The organism is Oscillibacter sp. (genome assembly GCF_032060045.1).
Taxonomy (GTDB): domain Bacteria; phylum Bacillota; class Clostridia; order Oscillospirales; family Oscillospiraceae; genus Oscillibacter.
Window position 1 is genome coordinate 33,358 of the sequence record NZ_DAMBZJ010000016.1, and the last position, 22,406, is coordinate 55,763.

At 56.4% G+C, this 22,406-nt stretch carries 24 protein-coding genes; all 24 read right to left on the bottom strand.

The window, feature by feature from the left end:
* The coding region (locus RT018_RS08185) for a DUF5685 family protein (RefSeq protein ID WP_312940898.1) at positions 1-650 on the bottom strand (650 nt) is incomplete at its 3' end.
* An 11-nt stretch (positions 651-661) separates the two neighbouring features.
* Positions 662-1,069 (bottom strand): SoxR reducing system RseC family protein, encoded by a 408-nt coding sequence (locus RT018_RS08190; protein ID WP_312940899.1) that lies wholly within the window; start codon positions 1,067-1,069, stop codon positions 662-664.
* 32 nt (positions 1,070-1,101) lie between these two features.
* Positions 1,102-2,385 carry a CdaR family protein gene (locus tag RT018_RS08195; RefSeq protein WP_312940901.1) on the bottom strand — a complete coding sequence of 428 codons (1,284 nt, stop codon included), beginning with the start codon at positions 2,383-2,385 and terminating at the stop codon, positions 1,102-1,104.
* The gene (cdaA, locus tag RT018_RS08200; RefSeq protein ID WP_312940903.1) at positions 2,372-3,247 is read right to left on the bottom strand and encodes a diadenylate cyclase CdaA; all 876 of its coding nucleotides are present in this window, start codon (positions 3,245-3,247) and stop codon (positions 2,372-2,374) included. Before cdaA ends, RT018_RS08195 begins: the two co-directional genes overlap by 14 nt.
* 235 nt (positions 3,248-3,482) lie before the next feature.
* The gene (locus tag RT018_RS08205) at positions 3,483-4,619 is read right to left on the bottom strand and encodes an aminotransferase class V-fold PLP-dependent enzyme (protein WP_312940905.1); all 1,137 of its coding nucleotides are present in this window, start codon (positions 4,617-4,619) and stop codon (positions 3,483-3,485) included.
* Positions 4,620-4,710: 91 nt separating this feature from the next.
* Positions 4,711-4,962 carry a DUF3343 domain-containing protein gene (locus RT018_RS08210; RefSeq protein ID WP_312940907.1) on the bottom strand — a complete coding sequence of 84 codons (252 nt, stop codon included), beginning with the start codon at positions 4,960-4,962 and terminating at the stop codon, positions 4,711-4,713.
* A gap of 152 nt (positions 4,963-5,114) precedes the next feature.
* Positions 5,115-5,597, bottom strand: coding sequence for a 2-C-methyl-D-erythritol 2,4-cyclodiphosphate synthase (ispF, locus tag RT018_RS08215; RefSeq protein WP_312940909.1), 483 nt, complete (start codon positions 5,595-5,597; stop codon positions 5,115-5,117).
* Positions 5,594-6,325, bottom strand: coding sequence for a 2-C-methyl-D-erythritol 4-phosphate cytidylyltransferase (gene ispD, locus RT018_RS08220; RefSeq protein ID WP_312940911.1), 732 nt, complete (start codon positions 6,323-6,325; stop codon positions 5,594-5,596). Before ispD ends, ispF begins: the two co-directional genes overlap by 4 nt.
* A 40-nt stretch (positions 6,326-6,365) precedes the next feature.
* Positions 6,366-6,845, bottom strand: coding sequence for a CarD family transcriptional regulator (locus tag RT018_RS08225; RefSeq protein WP_312940913.1), 480 nt, complete (start codon positions 6,843-6,845; stop codon positions 6,366-6,368).
* 178 nt (positions 6,846-7,023) lie between these two features.
* Complete coding sequence (locus tag RT018_RS08230; protein ID WP_312940915.1) at positions 7,024-8,370, bottom strand: butyryl-CoA:acetate CoA-transferase; 1,347 nt, start codon at positions 8,368-8,370, stop codon at positions 7,024-7,026.
* 271 nt (positions 8,371-8,641) lie between these two features.
* Entirely contained in the window at positions 8,642-10,597 is a 1,956-nt protein-coding gene (locus tag RT018_RS08235) for a bifunctional 4-hydroxy-3-methylbut-2-enyl diphosphate reductase/30S ribosomal protein S1 (protein WP_312940917.1), read from the bottom strand.
* Positions 10,588-11,229, bottom strand: coding sequence for a lysophospholipid acyltransferase family protein (locus RT018_RS08240; protein WP_312940919.1), 642 nt, complete (start codon positions 11,227-11,229; stop codon positions 10,588-10,590). Before RT018_RS08240 ends, RT018_RS08235 begins: the two co-directional genes overlap by 10 nt.
* Positions 11,226-11,900: a (d)CMP kinase gene (gene cmk / locus RT018_RS08245; RefSeq protein ID WP_312940921.1), complete on the bottom strand. Its 675-nt coding sequence runs from the start codon at positions 11,898-11,900 to the stop codon at positions 11,226-11,228. The genes RT018_RS08240 and cmk overlap by 4 nt, the downstream gene beginning before the upstream one ends.
* An 11-nt stretch (positions 11,901-11,911) precedes the next feature.
* Positions 11,912-13,147, bottom strand: a complete 1,236-nt coding sequence (locus RT018_RS08250) for an NAD(P)/FAD-dependent oxidoreductase (RefSeq protein WP_312940923.1) — start codon at positions 13,145-13,147, stop codon at positions 11,912-11,914.
* Positions 13,140-14,006: a MurR/RpiR family transcriptional regulator gene (locus RT018_RS08255; RefSeq protein WP_312940924.1), complete on the bottom strand. Its 867-nt coding sequence runs from the start codon at positions 14,004-14,006 to the stop codon at positions 13,140-13,142. Before RT018_RS08255 ends, RT018_RS08250 begins: the two co-directional genes overlap by 8 nt.
* 272 nt (positions 14,007-14,278) lie before the next feature.
* A complete protein-coding gene (locus tag RT018_RS08260; RefSeq protein WP_312940926.1) occupies positions 14,279-14,986 on the bottom strand; it encodes a pseudouridine synthase in 708 nt (235 codons plus the stop codon).
* 130 nt (positions 14,987-15,116) lie between these two features.
* Entirely contained in the window at positions 15,117-16,229 is a 1,113-nt protein-coding gene (locus RT018_RS08265) for a D-alanyl-D-alanine carboxypeptidase family protein (RefSeq protein WP_312940927.1), read from the bottom strand.
* Between the two features lie 42 nt (positions 16,230-16,271).
* Complete coding sequence (gene ytfJ, locus RT018_RS08270) at positions 16,272-16,670, bottom strand: GerW family sporulation protein (protein WP_312940928.1); 399 nt, start codon at positions 16,668-16,670, stop codon at positions 16,272-16,274.
* Between the two features lie 13 nt (positions 16,671-16,683).
* Positions 16,684-17,358, bottom strand: a complete 675-nt coding sequence (locus RT018_RS08275) for a hypothetical protein (RefSeq protein WP_312940930.1) — start codon at positions 17,356-17,358, stop codon at positions 16,684-16,686.
* 39 nt (positions 17,359-17,397) lie between these two features.
* Positions 17,398-18,006: an SMC-Scp complex subunit ScpB gene (gene scpB, locus RT018_RS08280; protein WP_397359981.1), complete on the bottom strand. Its 609-nt coding sequence runs from the start codon at positions 18,004-18,006 to the stop codon at positions 17,398-17,400.
* Between the two features lie 25 nt (positions 18,007-18,031).
* A complete protein-coding gene (locus RT018_RS08285) occupies positions 18,032-18,817 on the bottom strand; it encodes a segregation/condensation protein A (RefSeq protein WP_312940932.1) in 786 nt (261 codons plus the stop codon).
* Between the two features lie 12 nt (positions 18,818-18,829).
* Positions 18,830-19,486 (bottom strand): site-2 protease family protein, encoded by a 657-nt coding sequence (locus RT018_RS08290; RefSeq protein ID WP_312940933.1) that lies wholly within the window; start codon positions 19,484-19,486, stop codon positions 18,830-18,832.
* 146 nt (positions 19,487-19,632) lie between these two features.
* Positions 19,633-20,922 carry an L-serine ammonia-lyase, iron-sulfur-dependent, subunit alpha gene (locus RT018_RS08295; RefSeq protein WP_312940934.1) on the bottom strand — a complete coding sequence of 430 codons (1,290 nt, stop codon included), beginning with the start codon at positions 20,920-20,922 and terminating at the stop codon, positions 19,633-19,635.
* Positions 20,923-21,172: 250 nt separating this feature from the next.
* A partial coding sequence (locus tag RT018_RS08300; RefSeq protein WP_312940936.1) for a DNA repair protein RecN occupies positions 21,173-22,406 on the bottom strand: 1,234 nt, incomplete at its 5' end.

Here is a 22,406-nt window from a genome sequence, read left to right on the forward strand (position 1 = left end):
ATCAGCGGATTATAGTTTCCGGAAAGAGCGTCCTCCTTTAGGTCGTCCGCAGCATCCGTCAGGTAGACCCAGCGGCCCAGATGGTATAAAAGCTGATGGAGAATACGGCGCAGCGACACGTCCTCCGCCTCGTCGGCGGCGGCGGCCAAAATTTGGGCAAAGGCATCTGCCGGAGCGTCCAGTGAAGGGGCCTTCTCTCGCTCCAACTCCGCTAGCCGACCGAGCTGCTCCCGCGTCACCCGGTCAAATTCCGGACGGGCGGCGGCAGCCTTTTGATAGCCGCCCCGCAGGGCCAGAGCCGTCGCGCGATATTTCAGCCCCTTCCAAAATCCGTGGTCCGCTACGCCATCCCTCGCCTGCCAATAGGCCAGAATCACGCTCTCGTCTGCCGCTAAATCCAACGCCGGGTGCATACCGCAGCATGGCCTCTTTTTCAGAGGGCTTGCCACGAACCGTTCACAGTGAGTTTCCGGTTCCTCTCCGCCTGAGAGCAAGATGGCCAGAAACGTGAAGTCGTAGTTCAGAATGAATCGGGCGGGAAGACCGCATCGGCGGCGCAGAGTGTGGCACAGTCCGCAGTAGGCCCTGCGGAACCGCTCTTGCTCCTCAACGGGAAGCAGATCCAACGGGGGTCTGACGTAACCAAACATCGTGCCCCGGCTTAAAACAGCCTGACGATAGTAAACTCCATGCCGCCCTGCTGCCGCAGGCGGCGGTCATAGAGCGCCGCCGGTATCATACCCAGCACAAAGGCGATGACGGCCGTGGTATACCGCGCCGCCGCTGTGGCGAAAAATCCCCCCAGCGCATATCCAAGGAAAAACAGCACCACCGGAACCATATAGACCAGCAGGAGAATGCCGAGGATGTTTTTGGTGCTGCTCTCCACCACCACCTTCTGCCCAGGTCTTGCCCCAATGGAGTTTTTTGCTCTGGCATAGACCGACGCGCCGGAAACGCCGCAGCCGGCGCACTCCTCGCAGTCGTGTCCACAGGCGGACTGTCGAGCCACGGAAATTTCCGCGTGGCTTTCATCCAGCAGTTTTTCAATTGTTGCAATTTGTGTCATTCGATCGCTCCTAAATCCGCTGATTGTTTACGTTAAGGGACTGTGGGATCAGGGGGTTCCTCCTGTGCGGTGTCTTCGGAAATGGTGATCTTCATCTGATATTCACCCACCACGCCTACATCCGCGCCATTACCCACGATGATTTTTGCAGGGACCGTATAACTCCCGCCCGCGGCGAGAATGTCCGTCAAATCCGCCGTTACCGTAATATCCTCCGCCTTAACAGACGCCACATCCGCTGCGGTTCCCCGTAGGGACACCGGAAGCTCCGTGGTCAGAACCGTTACAGTTTTCCCTTCCGGCACGTTTTCACACGTGAAATTCACAGCATTGAAGTCGGCGGAGGCCATGTCTTTAAATCGGACGGTCATGGTCGCCCGGGCAGCCCCGCTAAGATTTTCGCAGCCTGCGGGGACATTGATGGTATACCGATAGGTGGAGGGGCCCACAAATTCCGCCAGTTCGAAATCATCCAGCGTGATATACTCCACGTCCTTCAAGAGCTCTGCTGCACCCGAAACCGTGATGCTGGTAGGGGCAATGGAATAATCCAGATTCTGAACTCTGGCCCCGGCCGTCTCAATGAAGTTCACCCGAAGGGGCAATTCCTTCTCCACATTTACGGGCAGCGTCACCTGAATCTGATCGGAGGTGGCGCGCAGGCTTGAGGTGTCCTCAATCAGCTCTCCAGCCTCGTTGTAAAGCTCATAGCCCAGTGCTCTGGACACGGTTTCCGTGGCGTTGTCCACCGCAAGCGTTACCTTGGCATAGGCCACCGCGTCCACCTCGGTACGCGGGCCGCGCAGCTCCAGCGTCTCCGGCTCCAGCCGCAACTCCCCGGCAATATATCCCTCGGCCACGGTACCCGTCAGCGTACAGCGGATATCCACGTTCCGCCGATACAGCTCTCCGATTTCCACATGGGCCGCATAGGATGTATTGGAATAGGAAACTGCGTCTCTCGGAATATTGCTGGGATAGCGAACCGTATAACTCACGTTGTGGGACCCGGTGGCAGTGATATCAGACAGATTTGCCTGAATACGAATTTTATCGGGGTCCAGCTTGGCCAGAATCAGCCGCCGCGCCTTGATCGTCAGCGTCATGGTCTGGTCGCTTTCCGGCAGGAGCATCAGTCCCCGGTCGGCCAGGATGGTGTCTGACCCAACGTATTCGATGGGAATATCGCTGATGGTCTTCTCTTTCTCGGGGTTGTTGATGCTGTCCACGTACAGCCAGATGGCACAGGAACACAAAATGGAGAGGACGATATAAAGCACTTTGCTTTTATTCCAGCGTGGTTTATTGTTCTCCATTGCGGCCGCCTCCTTCCCCGCGGACACGAAACAGACCGAAAAGGCCCGACTTCCGGTCCGACGGCTCCTTCTCCTGAGGCAGCAACTCGTTGCGCAGGAGGTTTTCCAGCGTTTCCGGCATCAGATGCCGCTTCAGCATCCCGCCCACGGCCACGGAGATGGACCCCGTCTCTTCGGAGACAATCACCACCACCGCATCGGAGTTTTCGCTCATGCCGATCCCGGCCCTGTGGCGCATCCCCAGGTCCCGCGAGAGATTCACGTTTTTGCTCAGGGGCAGCATACAGCCCGCCCCCAAAACTCGGCCTTTGCGAACGATGACCGCGCCATCGTGCATGGGCGCTTTCACAAAAAAGATGTTTTTCAAAAGCTCACCGGATACATCCGCATTCAACACTGTGCCGCTGCGGACCATGTCGTCCAGCAAAATCTCCCGCTCGAACACAATCAACGCACCGGTGCGGGATTTAGACATCTCGGTACAGGCAAGAACGGTCTGTCCGATCATGCGCTCCAGCGTGCTCTCTGTCTCTGCTCTGGTGAAGAAAAAGGCCAGCCGACGGCTGCCCATCTGCTCCAACACCCGGCGAAGCTCCGGCTGGAACAGAATAATAAGGGCCAGAACGCCCCACTCCACCATTCGGCCCATGATGTAACTGATGCCGTTGAGGTTGAAGATGGAGGACAGCCACAGCACTGCCAGAAAAATCAAAACACCCTTTAAAAGGTTTGCCACCCGCGAGGTCTTGACAAAGTTCAATAGCTTGTACAAGACAATGGCCATCAGCAGAATGTCCGTTATTTCAATTGTCAGCAGGTATCGGGCAATCATGCCCAGAAGAAGCGAAAATTTTGCGCTCATCGCTGTATCAGCTTCCTTCCCGGGTCAGGGCCGGAGTCCGCCCGCGGCCAAAGCCGTGGGATTCGGAATTTACCCAAATTACAAGAGTGCTTATATTATATAGAAAATGACGCCAAATTGCAAGGCAAAAGGCGTCAAAATTCATAGTATGTTTACCGTCTTTCAGGATTTTTCCTCCAAACGAGGCTTTGCCGCCCGCACCCCAAAATCCGGGTGCGGGCGGTTGTGGGGGAAATCAGTCGGAAAGGCGCTTCAGGATTCCCGGAAGGGCCTCCAGCAGTAAATCCACCTCTTGTTCCGTGTTAAACGCGGAGAAGCTGAGACGGACGGTACCGCTATCAATTGTCCCGGCGGTACGGTGGGCCAGCGGTGCGCAGTGCAGTCCGGTCCGGACCGCGAACCCTGCCTCTGTCAGCGCATTGCCAACAAATTCGGAATCCACTCCTTCCACAACAAAGCTAAGCACGCCGGTCTGGGCGAAGAGGTCACGTCTTGCGCAGACACAAACACCAGGGAGCTTACGCAGCCCCTCCGAGGCCTGCAGGGCCAGTTTGCGCTCGTGGAGGCAGATGGCGCTTTCTCCCTTTCCGCGGACAAAGCGAATTCCCTCTAGAAGACCCGCGATTCCGGGCACGTTATGCGTCCCGCTTTCCAGCCGGTCCGGCAGAAAGTCCGGCATTTCCTGCTGGATAGACAGGCTACCGGTCCCTCCCTCTATCAGCGTACGTGCCTCCGCTTTGTCACCGCAAAGCAAAACGCCGGTGCCCTGCGGACCGTACAATCCCTTGTGTCCCGGCATGGCGGCAAACGCGGCGCCCAGCGCCGCCATATCCAAAGGCATCACTCCCGCGGACTGGGACGCGTCGATCACAAAGGGAACGCCCCGCTCGCGGCAGAGCGCGGCCACGGCTTCCACCGGCTGCACCAGACCGAAGACGTTGGATACATGGCTGCAAACCACCGCGTCCACGTCGGGGGTAATGGCCTTTTCAAAGGCCTCCGTGGTCAGATCCGGCCGGAACAGCGGCGCGCCGGCCACGATAACTTCCGCGCCCAGCGCCGCCAAAGGACGGGTCACGGCATTGTGCTCATAACCGGAAATCACGACCCGTCCGCCGCGGGGAACAAGGCTTTTGATGGCGACGTTCAGCCCGTGGGTTGCATTCATAGTGAATACCACCCGATCCGGCTCCGATATATGAAAAAGCTCGGCCAGTTCCGTGCGGCAGGAGAACAGCGTATCTGCCGCCTGCATGGCCGCCGGATAGCTGCCGCGCCCGGGAGAACTCATGGTTTGCAGGGCCTTCACCATTGCCCGGCTCACCGTCTCCGGCTTTTGGAAACTGGTAGCCGCACTGTCCAGATAGATCATAATCAACCTCCTATAAAAGTTTCCAAAGCGGCGTTTATACTCCGCGCTTAAACTCTATCCGGGATCCGGCGGCAAAGCCGCCGGACACGGTTTACAGAGAAATCTCCACGTATTTTCCCTGTTGTAACAAATATAATTTCGCAGGGTAAAGCCCCGCCGACCGAAGAATCGACAATGCGGAACGCACAGCCCCACCCGTCACTTCCACGGCATACGCGCAGCCCATATTGCTCAAATCTCTGGGAGCGCGGAAGATACGCGTCCGGATCCCCGCGGCCATCAGCATTCTTTCCATTCGTTGGGCATAGGTCACAGAGCGGGCGATCATCCAATATTGTTCCACGGACACTCCTCCTCTCCTCATAGTTTATGCGGACCGAAAAAAGGGGTGAGAACCGAAGTCCTAAAACATTGGCGAACCGCCGTTCAGCCTTTTAGATCTATAAAAAGCAAGCGGGAGACCCGTCCTATCGGACGGGCCTCCCAAGTCAATCGTCATTCTTTTTCCAAAAGCACCGCTGCCTGAGCTGCCATACCGGAGCCGTCTCCCGTGAAGCCAAGGCCCTCCTCCGTAGTGGCCTTTACATTTACCTGATCCCGTTTCACGCCAAGTGCCCGAGCCAGATTCTCTGCCATTTCCGCCTTGTAGGGGACAATTTTTGGCTTCTGGGCAATCAGCGCGGCGTCCATGTTCACCACCACATAGCCCTTCTCCCGCAAAAGTGCCGCCACATGCCGCAAAAGAGCGATGCTGTCCGCCCCCGCGTATTGAGGATCGCTGTCCGGAAACAGGGTGCCGATATCGCCCAGCCCTGCCGCGCCGCACAGCGCATCCATTACCGCATGAGTCAGCACGTCTGCGTCGGAATGGCCCAGAAGTCCCTTTTCCCAAGGGATTTCGACACCGCCCAAAATTAGCTTTTTGCCCGCCACCAGACGATGAACATCATATCCCTGACCAATGCGCAGTTTCGTCATAGCCGTCCCTCTCTGGCGTCTAAAATCGCCTGGGCCAGAATTAAATCCAGCGGTGTGGTGATTTTTAGGTTCTCCTCGTCTCCGTCCACCAGATACACGGTCTTCCCCAGCCGCTCCACGGCGGAGCAATCGTCCGTTGTCTCTGCCCCGTCTTCCATAGCAGACTGAAGCGCCGCCTTTAAAAGGTTGGCTTCAAACACCTGCGGCGTCTGCACAGCCGCCAGAGCGGAGCGGTCCAATGTTTCTTCTATCTGCCCGTCTCGAACGGTTTTCACCGTGTCCTTCACCGGGACCGCCGGGGCAGCGGCGTTGCATCTTTCTGCCTTTTCAATCACGCTGTCAATCAGCTCCGGCGGAGTCAGAGGGCGTGCGCCATCCTGCACCGCCAAAAGGACGGTTTTTTCGTCGGCTTCCAGCGCCGCCAGAAGCACAGAATGGGTCCGGGACTCTCCGCCCCGAATTACCTTTACGCATTTTGAAATTTCATATGTACGGCACAGATCGGAAAAGGGTAGAATATCCTCCTCCCGGGCCGCCACGATGATGGCATCCACCCGCTGGGCCCGCTCAAGCGTTAGAAGCGTCCGGGCCAAAACAGGAATGCCATCCAGTGGCTCCAGCAGCTTATTGACGCCCTCTCCCATTCGGGAGGAACCACCGGCGGCGGCCACCAGCGCCGTGCAGAAGGGACGCTGCGCGTCCCTGAAACGGTGAAAGAAACGGATCATTCAATCTCCTCTTCCTCAACCGGCTTTCCCCGGTCCGTATTCATACTTCCATGGACCCATCCAGCCGCTGCTCCACTTGCTCATAGCTGCCCACGCCGGTAAGCACGATTTCCGAAATCAGAATCTGCTTGGCGTTGTGAAGCATTTTTCGCTCTCCCGTTGAGAGACTCCGCTCCCTGTCTCGCATGGTCAGGCTTTTGATCACTCGGGCCAGCTCATATAGGTCCCCGCTTTTCAGCCGTTGGAGATTTTCGCGGTAGCGCTTGTTCCAATTGGCGCTTTCATCGATGTTCATGGCGGGAAGCGCACTGAACAGCGCTTCCACCTCCGCTCGATCCGACACGGGACGCAGGCCGATGACATCGCTGTTGGCTGTTGGAATTTTCAAAAGAAGCCCGCCCACCAGCATTTTAAAGACATAGTAATCCTGCGCCGCGCCGCCGAGTTTCTCACACACAATGCCGTCAATCACACCGGCGCCATGCATGGGATGAACCACCATATCTCCGACACTGAACATTTCAGGCTCCTTTCCTGTCCCGGATGCGCTCATCGCAATTATCATACTTCCAAATATTTTAATTATATAATATCATATTTCAGGTAATCTTACAAGTATATCCTGAAAAATGTTACCTAAACCTCAAAAAGCCGCCCTCCACGGCATTGTGAAGGGCGGTTTTTATCAAAAGAGAATCTTATTTCTTGTTGGACTTGCGCCAGATGTGCATTTTCTCCGCCTCGGCAATCAGCTCCTCACGGAACTGGGGGTGAGCAATGCTGATGATGGCTTCGGACCGCTGCCAAGTGGACATACCCTTGACGTTCACCTTACCGTACTCCGTCACCAGATAGTGCAGGTTGGAGCGAGTGGCAGTGACGACAGAGCCATTGAGCAGCGTGGAGCGAATGCGGGAAGACAGTTCTCCGGTTTTCTTGTCTTTTACGGAGGAAGAACAGCAGATGAAGCTCTTGCCGCCCTTGGACAGATACGCCCCCATCACAAAGTCCATCTGGCCGCCTGCACCTGAAATGTGGGTGGTGCCGGAGGATTCGGAGGAAACCTGTCCGTACAAATCAATATCCACCGCGCCGTTGATGGAGACAAAGTTGGGGATTTGGGACACCCGGGCAACGTCGTTGGTATAGTCCACAGGGGCCGCCATACACTGGGGGTTGTTATCCAGGAACTCATAGAGCTTCCGGGTGCCTGCGGCAAAGGTAAAGGCCTGACGGCCCTTGTCAAAGGGCTTGTACTTACCCGTGATTTTTCCGGCCTTGGACATATCCACAAACGCATCCACGTACATCTCAGTATGTACACCCAAATCCTTCAGGTCGGATTCGGCGATCATCTTACCCACCGTGCAGGGCATGGCGCCGATGCCAAGCTGGAGGCAGGCCCCATTGGGAATTTCCTCCATAACAAGGCGGGCGATGGCGAGATCTGTCTCGCTGGGCTGGGCTGCGCCGCCCAGCTCATCCGGGAGGCTGTTGTCGCCTTCGACAATCATATCCACATCGTCAATATGAATGCAGTTTTCAAAGCCACCGTGGCAATAGGGTATGGAGGTATTCACCTCCAAAATAATGCATTTGCTGCGCTCACTGGCAGCCTTCATGTGGGAGCAACTGGGTCCGAAGTTGAACCAGCCATGGGCATCCATGGGAGAAACCTGCATCATCAGGACATCGATGGGCGCCATATTCTCGCGGTAGTACCGGGGAAGCTCGGAGTACCGGATGGGAACGTAAAATGCCAGTCCCTCCTTGGTCATCTTCCGCTCCAGACCGCCCATATGCGTGGAATTCCATGTAAAATGCCGCGCCGCATCGGGAACATTCATCACGGCGGGACGGTGGGTAAGAACGCCGCCGCGAATATTCACGTCGGTCAGCTCGTCCGCGCGCTTTGCCAAAGCCTTATCCAGGACGTCGGCAGTACACACGCACCAACCGTAATCAACCCAGTCTCCGGATTTGACAACCTTGACGGCCTCGTCCGCAGTCCGCAGCTTCTGTTTGTATGTCTCCTGATAGCTCATGAAAAATTCCTCCCTGTTTTTTCAATAAAACCATGCAGTTTCAAAGATTGTCAATATTGTAACACAATCATTTTTGGAATGCAATGGAATCTGTGAAATTTGCGCGCAGGATTTCCGGAGCAGTGTTATCCGGTAAACCCCTGTTTCCAGTCTTCCACCTCTCAGTATTGAAATTTTCGGCAATAGGCGAAGACTCAGCCGGATACAAAGGAAGCTCCGGAAATGCAAAAGCATTTCCGGAGCTGAATCGCGTATCAATTGGCGGACTGATTTATTCGCCCTCAACCTCGAACTCGTTCTGTGCCGCAGGAGCCAGCAGAGTGCGGATAGACAGGGAAATCTTCTTCTTTTCCTCGTCCACGGCAATGATCTCGGCTTCCACTTCCTGCCCCTCGCTCAGCACGTCGCCGGGCTTCTCAATGCGACGGTCGGCAATCTGGGAAATATGAATCAGGCCGTCCACGCCGGGGACAACTTCGGCAAACGCGCCAAAGGTCATCAGCTTGACGATGCGGACCGTAGCCACGTCGCCCACGCGGTACTTGCTCATGAAGTCCTCCCAAGGGTTTACGCTGCGATCCTTTACACCCAGAGAAATTTTGCGCTTCTCAGCATCAAAGGAAATGACGTACACCTCCATGGAATCGCCCACTTTGCAGACCTCGGAGGGAGTCTTGATGCGGCTCCAGCTCAGTTCGGAGATATGCACCATGCCGTCCACGCCGCCAATGTCCACAAACACGCCGTAAGCGGTCATGGATTTAACAGTGCCGGTATACCGCTTGCCAACCTCGATGCTGTTCCACACCTCGTCCTGCGCGGCTCCGCGGGCCTCGTCAGCGACGGAGCGGATGGAACCCACCACACGGCGGCGGGCACGGTTGACCTCAGTGATACGGAGCTGCACCTTGGACTTAACCATGGTGTTAAGGTCCGCGCCACGGGGCATACCGCTCTGAGAGGCAGGCACGAACACCCGCACACCCTTGACGGAAACGACCACACCGCCCTTGTTGACCTCGGTGACAACGCCGTCCATCACGGTCTTGTCCTCGACGGCCTGCTCGATGTTCTCCCAGACCTTCACAGTGTCAAGACGCTTCTTGGACAACTCGGCAAAGCCTTCGATGTCGTTGACGCGGACGATATATGCCTCGATCTCGTCGCCCACCTTCAGAAGATCCTCGGGCTTGGCGTTGGGATCGTCACTCAGCTCACTGGCCTTGATGTATGCGGCCTGCTTGGCGCCCACATCTACCTGCACCTCCGTGGGACCCACGGCCGTGACAATGCCAGTTACCTTTTCCCCTGTATTTAAAGTCTTAAAAGATTGATTCAGCAGTTCCTCAAAGGATTCCTCGCCGTTTTCGACGCTCTTGATTTCTTCACTCATCGTTGCATATACCTCCTTAATGATGCCCGCAGGCGTGGAGGCACCGGCCGTCAGACCTGCAACAGAGCAACCATTGAAAAAATCCGGCGAGAGCTCGTCCGCCCCCTCAATCTGGAGAACGCGCGGGCATCTCTCAATACAAATTTCCGTCAAATGTTTGGTGTTTGCACTTCTGGGGTCTCCAACCACCACCATTGCGTCCACCCGTCCGGCAATCTCGGCCGCCTCGGATTGACGCTTACGCGTAGCATTGCATATTGTATCAAATATTTTGGCGTTTGTACACTGTTTTTTTAAGATTTTTACGGAAGTCTCAAAAAGTTCACGAATACAGGTGGTCTGTGCCGCCACCGTGATGGCAAGGTCTCGCCGTGCAGTGTCCTCTGCAAGCCAGATGGCAAGCTCCTCCGGCCCGCCGAAAATCAGCGGATGCCTGCAATAGCTGGCGATTCCCTGAATTTCTGGATGGTTCCGCTCTCCGATGATGATGACCTGCCGTCCGTCCTCCTCTGCCTGCCCAACAAGGGTTTGAATCCGCAGAACGTTGGGACATGCGGCGCTAACACAGCAAAGTCCCCGCGCCGCCAGTTCCTCCACCAGCTCCCGCCGCTCTCCGTGAGAACGCAGCACAACGGTGGCACCCTCCGGCGCGTCTTTCGGCCCTGCGATTTTCCGCACGCCCAGAGCCTCCAGCTCTGCCACCACGTGGGCATTGTGAATCAGGTCTCCCAGCATGACGCAGCAGTCGCTTTCCGAGGCGGTTTTCTTTGCAAGCTCCACCGCCCGCTCTACGCCATAGCAAAAACCGGCGCTCTGCGCCAAAATCACTCGCACACTGACTTCCCTCCCACGGCCTGCCCACCTAACGCGTAGGCCGCCGCCAGAACCTCGTCTGCCACAGTCTGAATCTCCTCCGCCGTGCCGTGTTTCCCGGTAATTCTTGGCTCATAGGGCTCGCCGAAAATAATGCGGGTGCGGCGGAAGGGCTTCTTCTCTCCATCCACAAACACGGGAACCAGCTTCGCTCCCGTGCGAATTCCGATCATGGCCACGCCGCCGTGGGCGTGGGCTGGCAAGCCGTCCACATGGCCGATGCCGTTGCGAACAGTGGTTCCCTCCGGAAACATCAGCAGATTGTCTCCGGATTTAATGGCCTGCATGGCGGTTTTAACCGACTGAATGTCGCTGCCGCCCCGGCTGACGGGAAACGCCCCCACACGGCGCAAAATCCAGCCCAGAATCGGATTGCGGAACAGTTCTTCCTTCGCCATGATGTGCAGCCGGTAATTCACCGGCAGCACCAGCGCCACCATCACCGGGTCCCAGTCGCTGGCATGGTTGGGACATAGCAACGCGCCCCCTTGGGGCAGGCGGTCCATTCCCTCCACATCGGTGGGGTGAAGAAGCCGGGTAATAAAGCCCACCACATAATAGATAAACACAAAAAAGCCATTAAAAGGCTTCATTTCAACGCCTCCTCCACCACCTGCAAGAGTGCGGCCAAGCTCTCTTGAAAATTCAGCGCCGTGGTATCCACCACCACGGCGCCCTCCGCCTGCCGCAGCGGCGCGGCGGCGCGGTGGGAGTCGTCCCAGTCCCGCTGGACAATCTCGCTGTATACCTGATCCAACGCTTCGGGCGTTCCCCGCTCCGAAAGCTCCAAATAGCGGCGCTTCGCACGAATCTCCACCGAAGCTGTGAGAAAAATTTTCACATCCGCGTCCGGCAGAACCACCGTGCCGATGTCCCGCCCATCCATTACCACGTTGTGGTTCCGGGCCAGTTCCCGCTGCATCTCAAGAAGATATGCCCGGACCTCCGGGTAGGCGGAGACAACGGATGCATATTTGGAAACCTCCGGAAGGCGAATCTCCTCGGACACATCTTCCCCGTTTAAAAACATGCGTTGCGTTTCATCCTCGCTCCGGCGCAGCTCCACCTTTGCCTGTGGAAGCCGACGCAGCACCACCGCCGCGTCGGCCGGATCCACTCCGCAACGGTGGACATAGTAGCCGATGGTCCGGTAAATAGCGCCGGTATCTACGTACAAATATCCTTTTTTCTTTGCCAGTGCCCGGGCCAAGGTGCTCTTTCCCGCGCCGGAGGGCCCGTCGATGGCAATGCTTACGTTCTTCATGGGAATGCTCCTTACTCCTTGGTATCCGCCGCTGCAAAGCCCGCGGCGCGCCCGGTGGCCCAGGCAATTTGCAGGTTAAATCCGCCGGTATAGGCATCCACATCAATCAACTCACCCGCAAAGTATAATCCCTTTACACTTTTTGATTCCATAGTGTTTGGATTAATCTCACGCACCGCTACGCCGCCGGCAGTGACAATGGCCTCCTCCACCGGACGGGGTGCACCGACGGCAATGGGAAAGTGCTTCAAAAGGCGCAGCAGGCCCTGCCGCTCTTCCCGCGTAATATCGTGTACCTTTCGATGCGGGGAAATTTCACAGCACACCACCATGACCGGAATCAGCTTTTGGGGCAGCAGGTCGCTCAGCGCGTTGCAAAAATCGCTGTTGGCGTATTTTTCAAAGTCCGCCAGCAACCGCCTGTCCAACTGTTCTTCGCCCAATGCGGGCTTCAAATCAATTTCCAGCCGATACGCCTTTTCTCCGAAATGCCGCATATGGGAGGAAGCGGACAGAACCAACGGGCCACTGACCCCGAAATGGGTAAATAGCAGTTCGCCAAAATCGGTATGGATTTTTTTATTGTTCTCAAAAACCGTCATCTCCACGTTTTTCAGAGATAGGCCCTGCAAATCCGCGCACAGATTCCCCACTTCCCGCAGGGGTACCAGCGATCCGCGCAAGGGCGTGACCGTGTGGCCCGCCTGCTCTGCAAGCCGGTGCCCATCTCCGGTGGAACCCGTGGCCGGGTAGGAAATTCCGCCGGTGGCCAGTATCACCGCATCGGCATTTAGCGGGCCTCGCTCCGTTTCCACACCCCGGACTGTCCCCTCCTCAAGTAGCAGGCTTTCCGCCCGCCGCCGCAAAATGGAGACATTCAGCTTTTTCAGCCGCCGCTCCAGCGCACCGCTGACATCAAAAGAGCGGTCGGACACGGGAAATACCCGCCGTCCCCGCTCCACCTTCAGCGGAACACCCAGCTCCTGAAAAAACGCCATGGCGTCCCGTCCGTCGAACCTGGAAAAGGCGCTGTAAAGAAACTTTCCGTTGCGGGGAACGTTGGCCAAAAGCTCCTCGCACCCGGAATCGTTGGTGACATTGCACCGGCCCTTGCCAGTGATATTCAGTTTTTTTCCAAGGCGCTCGCCCGGCTCCAGCAGCGTCACAGACGCCCCTCGCTCCGCCGCCGAAATCGCAGCCATCATGCCGGCGGCACCGCCGCCGACCACCAAAACCTTTTTATTCATCGTCAGCCTTTCCAAACACGCCATAGGTCTCCCAAATGTCCTCCAGCTCGGAGAAGATATTGGACACGTCTTTTCCCAGCCGGAAGCCCAGTGCCACCAGCAGGGCGTTTACCATGGACATGGGGGCAACCATGGAGTCCACAAAGGAAATCATTTCGCTGGGAGCCAGTACCGCCGCGCTGGACATCTGCCCCAGAGGAGACATATCGTTGTCCGTAATACCCAGAATTGTGGCGCCCCGGTCCTTGGCAAATTTCGCGGTGTTGATGGTAGCCTTGGAGTACCGGGGAAAGCTGATGGCCAGCATTACATCACCGGGCCCGATGCGGAATAACTGTTCAAAAATTGCCCCCGCCTCGTTGGATTGCACCAGCGTTACATTGTCCAACAGCAGATGCATGTAAAAGTTTAAATACCCCGCCACAAAAGAGGACGACCGCACGCCCAAAATATAGATGTGCCGCGCACGCACCAGTTCATCCACCACAAGGTCAAACTCTCTGCGGTCCGCCTTGTCCGCCACCAACCGCAGCCGATCATAATCCGAACGCATCACAGAAGATAGTACGTCATGTCCGCTCATCATGCTGTCCGCCACCTGAATGCGCTGGGTGGAAGTCAGCCGGCTGCGGATCATCTCCTGCAGCGTCCTCTGCAAGGCGGGATACCCCGCATAGCCCAGCTCATAGGCAAAACGGACCACCGTGGATTCACTGACGCCCGAGAGCTGGCCCAGCTTGCTGGCCGTCATAAACGCGGCCTTGTCATAGTTCTCCATAATATAGGAAGCGATGCGCTTTTGTCCCTTTGAAAAACCGCTCATGCCGCTCTCCAGCGTATATAAAATGCCTTTCGCCACGATCTTCCCCTCCGCCGTATCTCTTCTCCCAGGTCAGTATACCGGGTACTGACCAAGTGCGATGAATAGCTTATCATATTTCCTGCATTTTTTCAATAAAAACCTTTACTTTTTGATGCAGCAGTATTGCAAAAACCGGCGTTTTCTCAAACACCCTGCGATTGCAATAGATTTGCAATCTGAAAGCAGACATAAAAATTGCAGGATTTATAAAAATCCTGCAATCATTTTCCTTCCGGCGACAGAAACGGTGCGGCAACCTTCCCCCGCTGTCACTGCACTTGTAGAGCAGACAGCTCCTCTTTCGTCAGATACCGCCACTTCCCCTGGGGCAGTGCACCCAGCTCCAGAACATGCTCCCGTACCCGCTGCAGCCGGAGGACCGTCAGCCCACATTGGGCGCACATGCGCCGAATCTGGCGGTTTTTTCCCTCGTGAATGACCATGCTAAGCCGCGCCCGGTCTCCGTTTTTAAAAAGCACCGCCACCATGGCCGGAGAAATAGGCTCCCCTTCAAGCTCTGTAACGGCCCCAAGGTCCGCGTCTGCCCCAGTTTGGAAGCCGGAAACCTCCACCTCGTAGGTTTTATCAATTTGAAAGCTGGGGTGAATCAGCCGCTGCATCAACGCTCCATCGTTAGTCAGCAGCAACAGCCCCTCGGAATCCATATCCAGCCGCCCCACAGGAAACACCCGAGCCCCCGCGTCCTTCACCAACTCCGCCACCGTGGGACGGCCCTTCTCGTCGGAAAGAGTAGTCACATACCCACGGGGCTTGTTCAGCAATAAGTAGGATTTGTGTTCTTTCCGCCCAAGCGGAGCGCCATCCACGCACACGTTGTCCTGATCCGGGTCGGCCTTATCGCCCAAACGGGCGGTCTGTCCGTTCACCGTCACCCGTCCATCGGTAATCCATGCCTCTGCCGCACGGCGGGAGCACAGCCCCGCGGAGGACAGCAGCTTTTGCAGACGTTCCTCCATGTCCGTCTCCTCCTTCTATGTGTTTCAATTGGAAAGGCCGCGCTTTGCGGCGCGGCCCCAGACTGTCCGGACAGGATTTCCGTGTCCGCTGGCCTGATTATCCCCGAGCTATACCGCCACATCGGCGTGCTCAGCACTTTTTCAGCAACTCACCCATGCGGCGCAGCAAGCTTGAGGGAGGCTGAATGGCGCACAGCGCATCGCCGCCGCACAGCAGTTCCACCCGCCCTATTTCTTTGCCGCTCAAGGTAAACACAGCATGTCCGACTTTTGTTCCCGCCGTCACTGGAGCTTTAACGCTCTCCGGCAGCTCAAAGCGAACCTCCAGCTTCTCCCCCTGTGCCAGAGGCCAGGAAAAACTCTCCGCCGCCACCACAGGGATTACGGTGCTCACGCCCCCGGTTACTGCCAGCGTACCCACTATCTCCCCGATGATCATGGCCCGATGCGCAGGGTAATGGGAGAACCCATAGTCATACAGCGCGGCGTGATCCGCCCAGTCGTTCCCGTCCTGCAGCGTCACCGCCACCAAACGCTGCCCATCTCGTCGCGCACAGGACACAAGCGTGCGGCCAGCAGCCTTGGTGTAGCCAGTTTTCAGACCGATACAGCCATCCACATAGGAAAGCAACTTGTTGTGGTTGGTCAGCGTCCGCCCGCCCACAGTGACGGAACGGGTGGAAACAATCCGGGCGAAAGCCTCGTTGTTCATGGCAGCGCAAGCCAGCACCGCCATGTCTCTGGCGGTGGAATAGTGCTTTTCGTCGTCCAGCCCGTTGGGATTTGCAAAGGAGGTGCCGCTCATGCCCAGTTCCTTTGCCTTTTGGTTCATCAGTTTCACAAATTTGTCCGTGCTGCCTGCCACGCCCTGCGCCACGGCCACGGCCGCATCGTTTCCGGAGGAAAGCATCAGCCCGTACAGCAAGGTTTCCAGCGTCAGCTTCTCCCCCGCCTTCAGGTACATGGAGGATCCCTCCGTGTTGGCGGCCTCCGCCGTGACCTTCACGGCGCCCCGAAGGTCTCCATTTTCCAGAGCCACCAGCGCCGTCATAATTTTGGTGGTGCTGGCAATCAGCATTTTTTTATCTTCGTTTTGAGCGTACAGCACGCGGCCCGAATCTACGTCCATTAAAATGGCAGACGTAGCAGAAGTGCTGACAGCCGCAGCCTTACAAGGAAAAATACTATACAGGCATAAAAGAGCGCAAAGCAGCGCCGCGAAGCGTTTGAAGCGAGTTTTCATCCACGATCACCTTTCCACTGAGGTGACCTTAGTATACCCCCGTCAGAACTCCTCTTTTTCCTTCTTTTTGTCGAAATATTTTTCCACTTTATCCAGAATATCCGGAGCCATATCAACCAGCCGATCCACGGTGGACACCGGCGGCAGAGAAACCGGCAGAACACGGGTAGTTCCGTCCTTAATCACCAAAAACGCCACGGGAACAATTTTCACGCCCGCACCACTGCCGCCGCCAAAATTTTGAGGCTGGGTCGCGCCATAGTCTCCGCCACCGCTGCCAAAGCCGAAGCTGACCTTGGAGATCGGGATGAGGGTCACGCCGTCGGGCGTGGTAATCGGCTGGCCCACGATGGTGTTGGTATCCACCATTTCGCGAATTTTTTCCATGGTGGAGCGCATCAGATCGTTCAGCGGGTGTTTCTTCTCAACAGTATTATCCATAGCGATTTCCTTTCTATGCGGCAGATTTCGGCGCTTCTGTCTCTGCAGTTTTTTCCTGCCGCGGTTTGTCGTTTTTATGAGCCCGATAAAATTTTATCAGCCAGCGTACGCCGGGAATCAACGCGCCGAAGCCTATAGACAGCAGCGTTCCCACGCGAATGGAAATGCCCACATGTCCCCGGATGTAGACGTGCTCTAAGTCGTAATCCACGCCCACGTGCAAGGATGGCTTGGGAATATCAATCAGCTCTTCCAGCAGCGGCATCACCGTCCACATGGCCGCGCAGACACGGCCATAGGTTTCCGCCGCCGCTGCTGGGTCCTCCTGCCCCGGAATTGTTGCCGACAATGACAAAGGGTGGATACAAATTCCCTGGCCAATTCGTCGCAAAATTTTTCTCATTGGTCCCTGAAAGATATGATATGCGGATTTTAAATCCTCCACTGTTGGTACGGGGATTTTCTTTACGGTTTTTGTCAAATCTTTTGGCTTTTTTCTTTTTTTGGTTTTTTTTGGCTTTGCAACTATTTTTGCCCCATCCTTGGTGGGCACAACCCGAAAGCGCAGGAAACCAATGACCACGTCCGCCGAAACAATCTCGGCAATGTCCACCCGGATACCCAGACGCACCCTGCACAGCAGGAGAAATAAAACTGCCAGACCAATCAAAATTTTCAGCCAGAGCAAGGGGCATCCTCCTTCCACAGCGCTCCCGGACGGCAAGGCTTAATTGCCGCCTTCCGGCACATCGTCCTCCGCCGTCTCCCCAAGTTCCCCCTCTGGGTCAACAATCTCACCGTTGTCGCCTATGCGCATCTGCCCGGCGCCGCCAAAATCCGGAAGCTCCGGCAAATCCTCCAACGAGTGGAGATGAAACGAGCGAAGAAAATTTTTTGTGGTCCGGTACAGCCGAGGCCGTCCCGGCACCTGAAGCCGCCCGCAATCCTCAATCATCTTTCGGTTCAGCAACAGCCCCACGGTGTAGGCGCTGTCCACGCCCCGAATCTGATCCACATATGCCCGTGTAACGGGCTGATAATAGGCGATCACCGTCAACACCTCCAGCGCAGGCTGGCTGAGCTTGGCAGACTTTCGGATTTCAAATGCCCTGCGGATTACCTCCGCGTACTCCGGCGCGGAGCATAGCTGCCACGTGTCCTCCACATGGAGCAACCGCACGCCCCGGCGCTCATAGGCATAGTGATCCATCAGGTTTTGCAGCGCCCGTTCCGCCGTGAGGCGGTCCGTCTCCAGCGCGATACAGATGCGGTCAATATGCACCGGATCGCCGGAAGCAAACAAAATGCCCTCCACGGCGGACTCAATTTCCTTCATGTCCAAATTTTCCATGCCGTTTCCCTTACAGTGTTAGATTTTCGGGTAGCTCCTGTTCTTGCTTCACGGTGCAGTCCGTCTCGGACCCGGCTAGGTGGATGATGCTGGCACGGCACAATTCCAGCACCGCCAAAAACGTGGCCACCACCTCGCTGCGGGTCCGGTTACCCCGGAATAATAGCAAAAATCGGGTAATTCCCTCGCTTTTAAGCCGCTGGATAATGTCCCTCGCCTTGCTCTCCACGGGATAGGGCTCGTGGCGCACAATGTCTGCAAAGGCCGCTCTGGGAGGCGGCAACGTCCGCTCTGAGCGCTCCCGAATGTCCGTCATGGCCAGAATCAGGTCCCCCGGGTCCTGATCGTATTCATAAATCTTTCCCCGCTCCACCGACTCCGGTTGACGGAAAATGATGCTGCGTCCAAATTCTTCCATAGGCTCCAGCCGTTTGGCGGCCGCCTTTACCACGCCATAGCTCTCGCTACGGCGACGCTCTTCCAATGACTTGATCAGGGCGTCCATCTCGCCCCGGGCCTCCTCATCTTCGATGGACAAAAGCATCCGGGTCTTGAGATAAATGAGATGGGAGGCCATGGAGATAAATTCGCTGGCCACTTCCAGATCCATCTGCTTGCGCGCCTCCAGCCAGCAGAGGTACTGGTTGCAAATCAGAGAAATGGCGATGTCCTGAATTTCCAGCTTGTTTTTACTGAGCAAAAACAATATAAGGTCCAGCGGCCCCTCAAAGTCCTGCATTTCCTCCTGCGCCTTGGCCCGAACCACTTTTTCCAGCTTGAATACGGGACTGTCCAACAATCGTTCACCTCAATAAATCAGGTTCACCATGGTGGTGTACACGGCGTAGATGCCGCGGCCAATCAGCCCTCCGCCCACATTTGCAAAGGAGAGCAGAAACAAAAGAAGCATTCCATACCGCTCGTAATGCATTAAGGTGAAATAGGCCTTGTCGGGCAGTAGTGCACCCAAGACCTTTGATCCATCCAGCGGAGGAATAGGGAGCAGGTTAAAAAGTCCCAGCCCGATGGAAAGAATTGCAGTGGTGTGCAGAAAATTGAAAATTCCGTCCCACAGAGGCGTATAATCTGTATACAGATAAATCCAACGGCTGATAAAAAGCAACGCCAGCGCCAATGCAAAATTGGAGAGCGGCCCTGCCAGCGCCGTCAGCGCCATTCCCCTCTTCGGGTTCTTGAAATAGCGCGGGTCCACCGGCACGGGCTTCGCCCAGCCAAAGCCCACGGTAAACATCATGGCAAGTCCCAGCCAGTCGATGTGCCGCAGGGGATTAAAGGACAGCCGATGTAGTTCCTTCGCGGTAGGGTCCCCCAGCGACAGGGCGGCCAGACCGTGGCACGTCTCGTGCACCGTCAGGCATAGAAGGATGGACGCCGCTCGCAGCGCCGCATCCAGCGCAGAGGAAAAGTTCAGCTGCCCAAGCAGCGCCTGAATATAATGCAGCAATGTAATCTCCTAGCGTAAAACGCATTTTAAATTGAATGCTCATATTATAGCAGTTTTTCCCTTTCATGACAAGGAGAATCCTTGGAAAAGCACGCAAAAGAACGGACGAGGGAAGTATGCTCTCCCCCGCCCGTCCGCATCCGACGTTATCTTCCCTTTTGCAACAGCATATCCAGCACAAGGTCGTCCATTTTAGGCGAACCGTCGTTGCCTAGCTTCACAAAGTTGGCAATGGTCACCTCCGGATCCTTCTCCACGATGCCGTCGGTATGCTTCACGGTTTCGTCCCGCAGAGCCATTGCGGCGCAGTGGAAGGAGGTAAACACACAGGTGGATATTTTCAACGCGCAGTCGGCCTTTGCCCCGTCGCACAGCATTCCCGTCACGTCTCCCAACATATTATTGACGGCGTAACCGACCTGCTGTAAACTGCCGCCCAGCAGATACACCAGCCCGCAGGCAGCGCCTGTGGCAGCGATGGTGGCACCGCACAATCCGGAGAGCAGGCCGAAATCCGCGTGAATATGGATGGATATAAGATGGCTCAGCGTCACTGCTCGGAACATCCGCTCCTCGTCAATCTTCAGCGACTTTGCCGCAGAGACGATGGGCATGGTGGCAGTAATCCCCTGATTTCCAGAGCCGGAGTTTGTGACCACCGGCGCATTGGCCCCCGCCATGCGGGCGTCCGCCGCGCTGGACGTGACGGCCACCGCTTCCAGCATCACATCGCTGCCCATCAGGCCAGACTCCTGGCTTTTGCGGATGTGCTGCCCCACGTTCAGGCCAAAGTTGCCCTCTGCGCCCACCTTTGCAATTTCGCTGTTGATTTTGATGGCCTGCTCAATCATGTGCAGGTCGTCTTTTTCCCGGTCCAGCGTTTCCACGAATTCATAAATCGTCTGGATACTTAGGGTATCCTTAATGACCTGCGGTGAAATGGGGTCGGCGGCAGCTTCCTGCGCCGCCGTCTCCAGCGCTTTGTGGTCCATCTCCACCAAGGTCACATTGGTGTGCGCTTCCCGGATAATCGCGCGGGACTGATGCGCGTCATTGGTCAGTTCCACCTCCACATAGAGCTTATCCGACTCCTTTGTCCGGCCCATCTCCACGTGGCCGCTCTGCACCAGCTCCACGGCCCTCGCCACATCCTCCGGCGAAGCGCCATCCACCACCTGTAATCGACGTTCCACCTGACCGCACACGGCGCCCAGCGCCGCTGCGTAATTCATGCCGGTGCACTTCGTTCCCGGTATGCCGGCAGCCATTGCGTTCTTGATAATGTTGACGCTGGCCAGCACCTTTACGTGGGTTGGCTCCCCCACCAGGTGCTCCCGTGCGACAGCAGCGGTCAAGGCAATCGCCGCCGGCTCCGTACACCCTGTGGCCAACATCATTTCGTGGTTCAAGATCTGACAGATTAAGGTACGATTCATGACAGTCCTCCTTTTAACATTATATTTTCGTGAAAAACGCATCTGATTCTGTTCGTATTTTAGCACTGCCGGTATAAGAAAGCAAGGAGAGATGAATGTATCCGGGCGGTTTTCGGGGAAGCCTATGTGCGTTAAATGAGCGCAGACAAAAAGGCAGCGGACTTTACTCCAAAAAAGTAAAGTCCGCTGCCTTTCGCTTGTTTTTTAAGTAATTTTGGCTTTAATAAACTCTTTTTTACAGCGCAGAAAGTCACAGCTTACTTCGATATGCTTCCGCCCCGTCCAGCAGCTCTCCCGCACTTTGCAGCAGTGCGTCTGTCACCTTGCTGCCGCCAGTGATGCGGGCCAGCTCGGCCATACGCCGCCGCCGATCTAACTGAAGCACCTCGGTAAAGGTCCTTCCTCCCCGCTCTCCCTTTTCCACGGAAAAATGTACATCTGCCATGGCCGCAAGCTGAGGGAGGTGGGTCACACACAGCACCTGCTTGTGCCGGGAGACTTGAGCCAGCTTTTCCGCCACCTTCTGAGCAGCCCGGCCGGAAACGCCGGTATCCACTTCGTCAAACACCAGTGTACTCACCCGCTCCTGCTCCGCCAGAACATTTTTCAGCGCCAGCATAATGCGGGCCAGCTCACCGCCGGAGGCAATCCGGGCAATGGGCTTCAAATTCTCCCCCGCGTTGGCGGACATTAGAAAACGGGTGGCGTCGCACCCGTCGGGACCCGGCTCACTGGGCGTAAATTCAATGGAAAACCGAACCCGTCCCATGTCCAGATCTTCCAGCTCTTTCAAAATTCGTTTCTCCAGCTCTACGGCGGCGGATTTTCGCGCCTTTGTCAGCGCCGCGCCCGCCACAACGGTCTTCTTCTCGGCGGCAGAAAGCTGCCCCGCTAAACGAACCAGCGTGTCGTCCGCCGTCTCAATCTCGTCCAGCTCCCGGCGGCTCCGGTCCAGAAAGGTCAGCATGTCTTCCACCGTGGCACCGTATTTTTTCTTCAAGCGATAGAGCTGGTCTGTTCGGCTTTCTACCGCGTCCAGCTCCTCCGGTGAAAAGTCAAACTCCCCCAGCATATCCCGCACAGAGTCCGCAAGGTCATAGGCTTCACAGCGGAGCTGTTCCAATCGGTTCCAAATTTCTTCTAACCGTCCGTGGCGTCCCTTGACATGAGCAAGGCTATTTGCCGCTTCCTGAATCAGGGACACCGCACCGCCGGCCTCATCGTCTCCGTTCAGGCAGCCGTCCGCTCCTTGCACCGCCGAGAGATACTTTTCCCCGTTGCGCAGAAGGTCTCTCCGCTCTAAAAGTTCCTCTTCCTCGCCGGTGCGCAGCTCCGCCCGCTCCAGTTCTTGTATCTGAAATGTCAAGCTGTCCACTTTGCGGGCCTTTTCCGCCTCGTCCATTCGCAGGGCGTCCATCTTACGGCGCAGCTCCGCCATGGAACTGTAGGCGGTACGGTATTCTCCCAGCGCACCCTCCAGCCGG

Bases quoted from the DNA above. Each gene is read 5' to 3' on its own strand.
- RT018_RS08195 (WP_312940901.1), bottom strand. From the start codon at position 2,385: ATGGAGAACAATAAACCACGCTGGAATAAAAGCAAAGTGCTTTATATC.
- RT018_RS08260 (WP_312940926.1), bottom strand. From the start codon at position 14,986: ATGGAGGAACGTCTGCAAAAGCTGCTGTCCTCCGCGGGGCTGTGCTCC.
- RT018_RS08230 (WP_312940915.1), bottom strand. From the start codon at position 8,370: ATGAGCTATCAGGAGACATACAAACAGAAGCTGCGGACTGCGGACGAG.
- RT018_RS08240 (WP_312940919.1), bottom strand. From the start codon at position 11,229: ATGAAGCCTTTTAATGGCTTTTTTGTGTTTATCTATTATGTGGTGGGC.
- RT018_RS08225 (WP_312940913.1), bottom strand. From the start codon at position 6,845: ATGTTCAGTGTCGGAGATATGGTGGTTCATCCCATGCATGGCGCCGGT.
- cdaA (WP_312940903.1), bottom strand. From the start codon at position 3,247: ATGAGCGCAAAATTTTCGCTTCTTCTGGGCATGATTGCCCGATACCTG.
- RT018_RS08265 (WP_312940927.1), bottom strand. From the start codon at position 16,229: ATGAAAACTCGCTTCAAACGCTTCGCGGCGCTGCTTTGCGCTCTTTTA.
- ytfJ (WP_312940928.1), bottom strand. From the start codon at position 16,670: ATGGATAATACTGTTGAGAAGAAACACCCGCTGAACGATCTGATGCGC.
- RT018_RS08295 (WP_312940934.1), bottom strand. From the start codon at position 20,922: ATGAATCGTACCTTAATCTGTCAGATCTTGAACCACGAAATGATGTTG.
- ispF (WP_312940909.1), bottom strand. From the start codon at position 5,597: ATGACGAAACTGCGCATTGGTCAGGGATATGATGTTCATCGTCTGGTG.
- scpB (WP_397359981.1), bottom strand. From the start codon at position 18,006: ATGAAGGAAATTGAGTCCGCCGTGGAGGGCATTTTGTTTGCTTCCGGC.
- cmk (WP_312940921.1), bottom strand. From the start codon at position 11,900: ATGAAGAACGTAAGCATTGCCATCGACGGGCCCTCCGGCGCGGGAAAG.
- RT018_RS08205 (WP_312940905.1), bottom strand. From the start codon at position 4,619: ATGATCTATCTGGACAGTGCGGCTACCAGTTTCCAAAAGCCGGAGACG.
- RT018_RS08190 (WP_312940899.1), bottom strand. From the start codon at position 1,069: ATGACACAAATTGCAACAATTGAAAAACTGCTGGATGAAAGCCACGCG.
- RT018_RS08250 (WP_312940923.1), bottom strand. From the start codon at position 13,147: ATGAATAAAAAGGTTTTGGTGGTCGGCGGCGGTGCCGCCGGCATGATG.
- ispD (WP_312940911.1), bottom strand. From the start codon at position 6,325: ATGATCCGTTTCTTTCACCGTTTCAGGGACGCGCAGCGTCCCTTCTGC.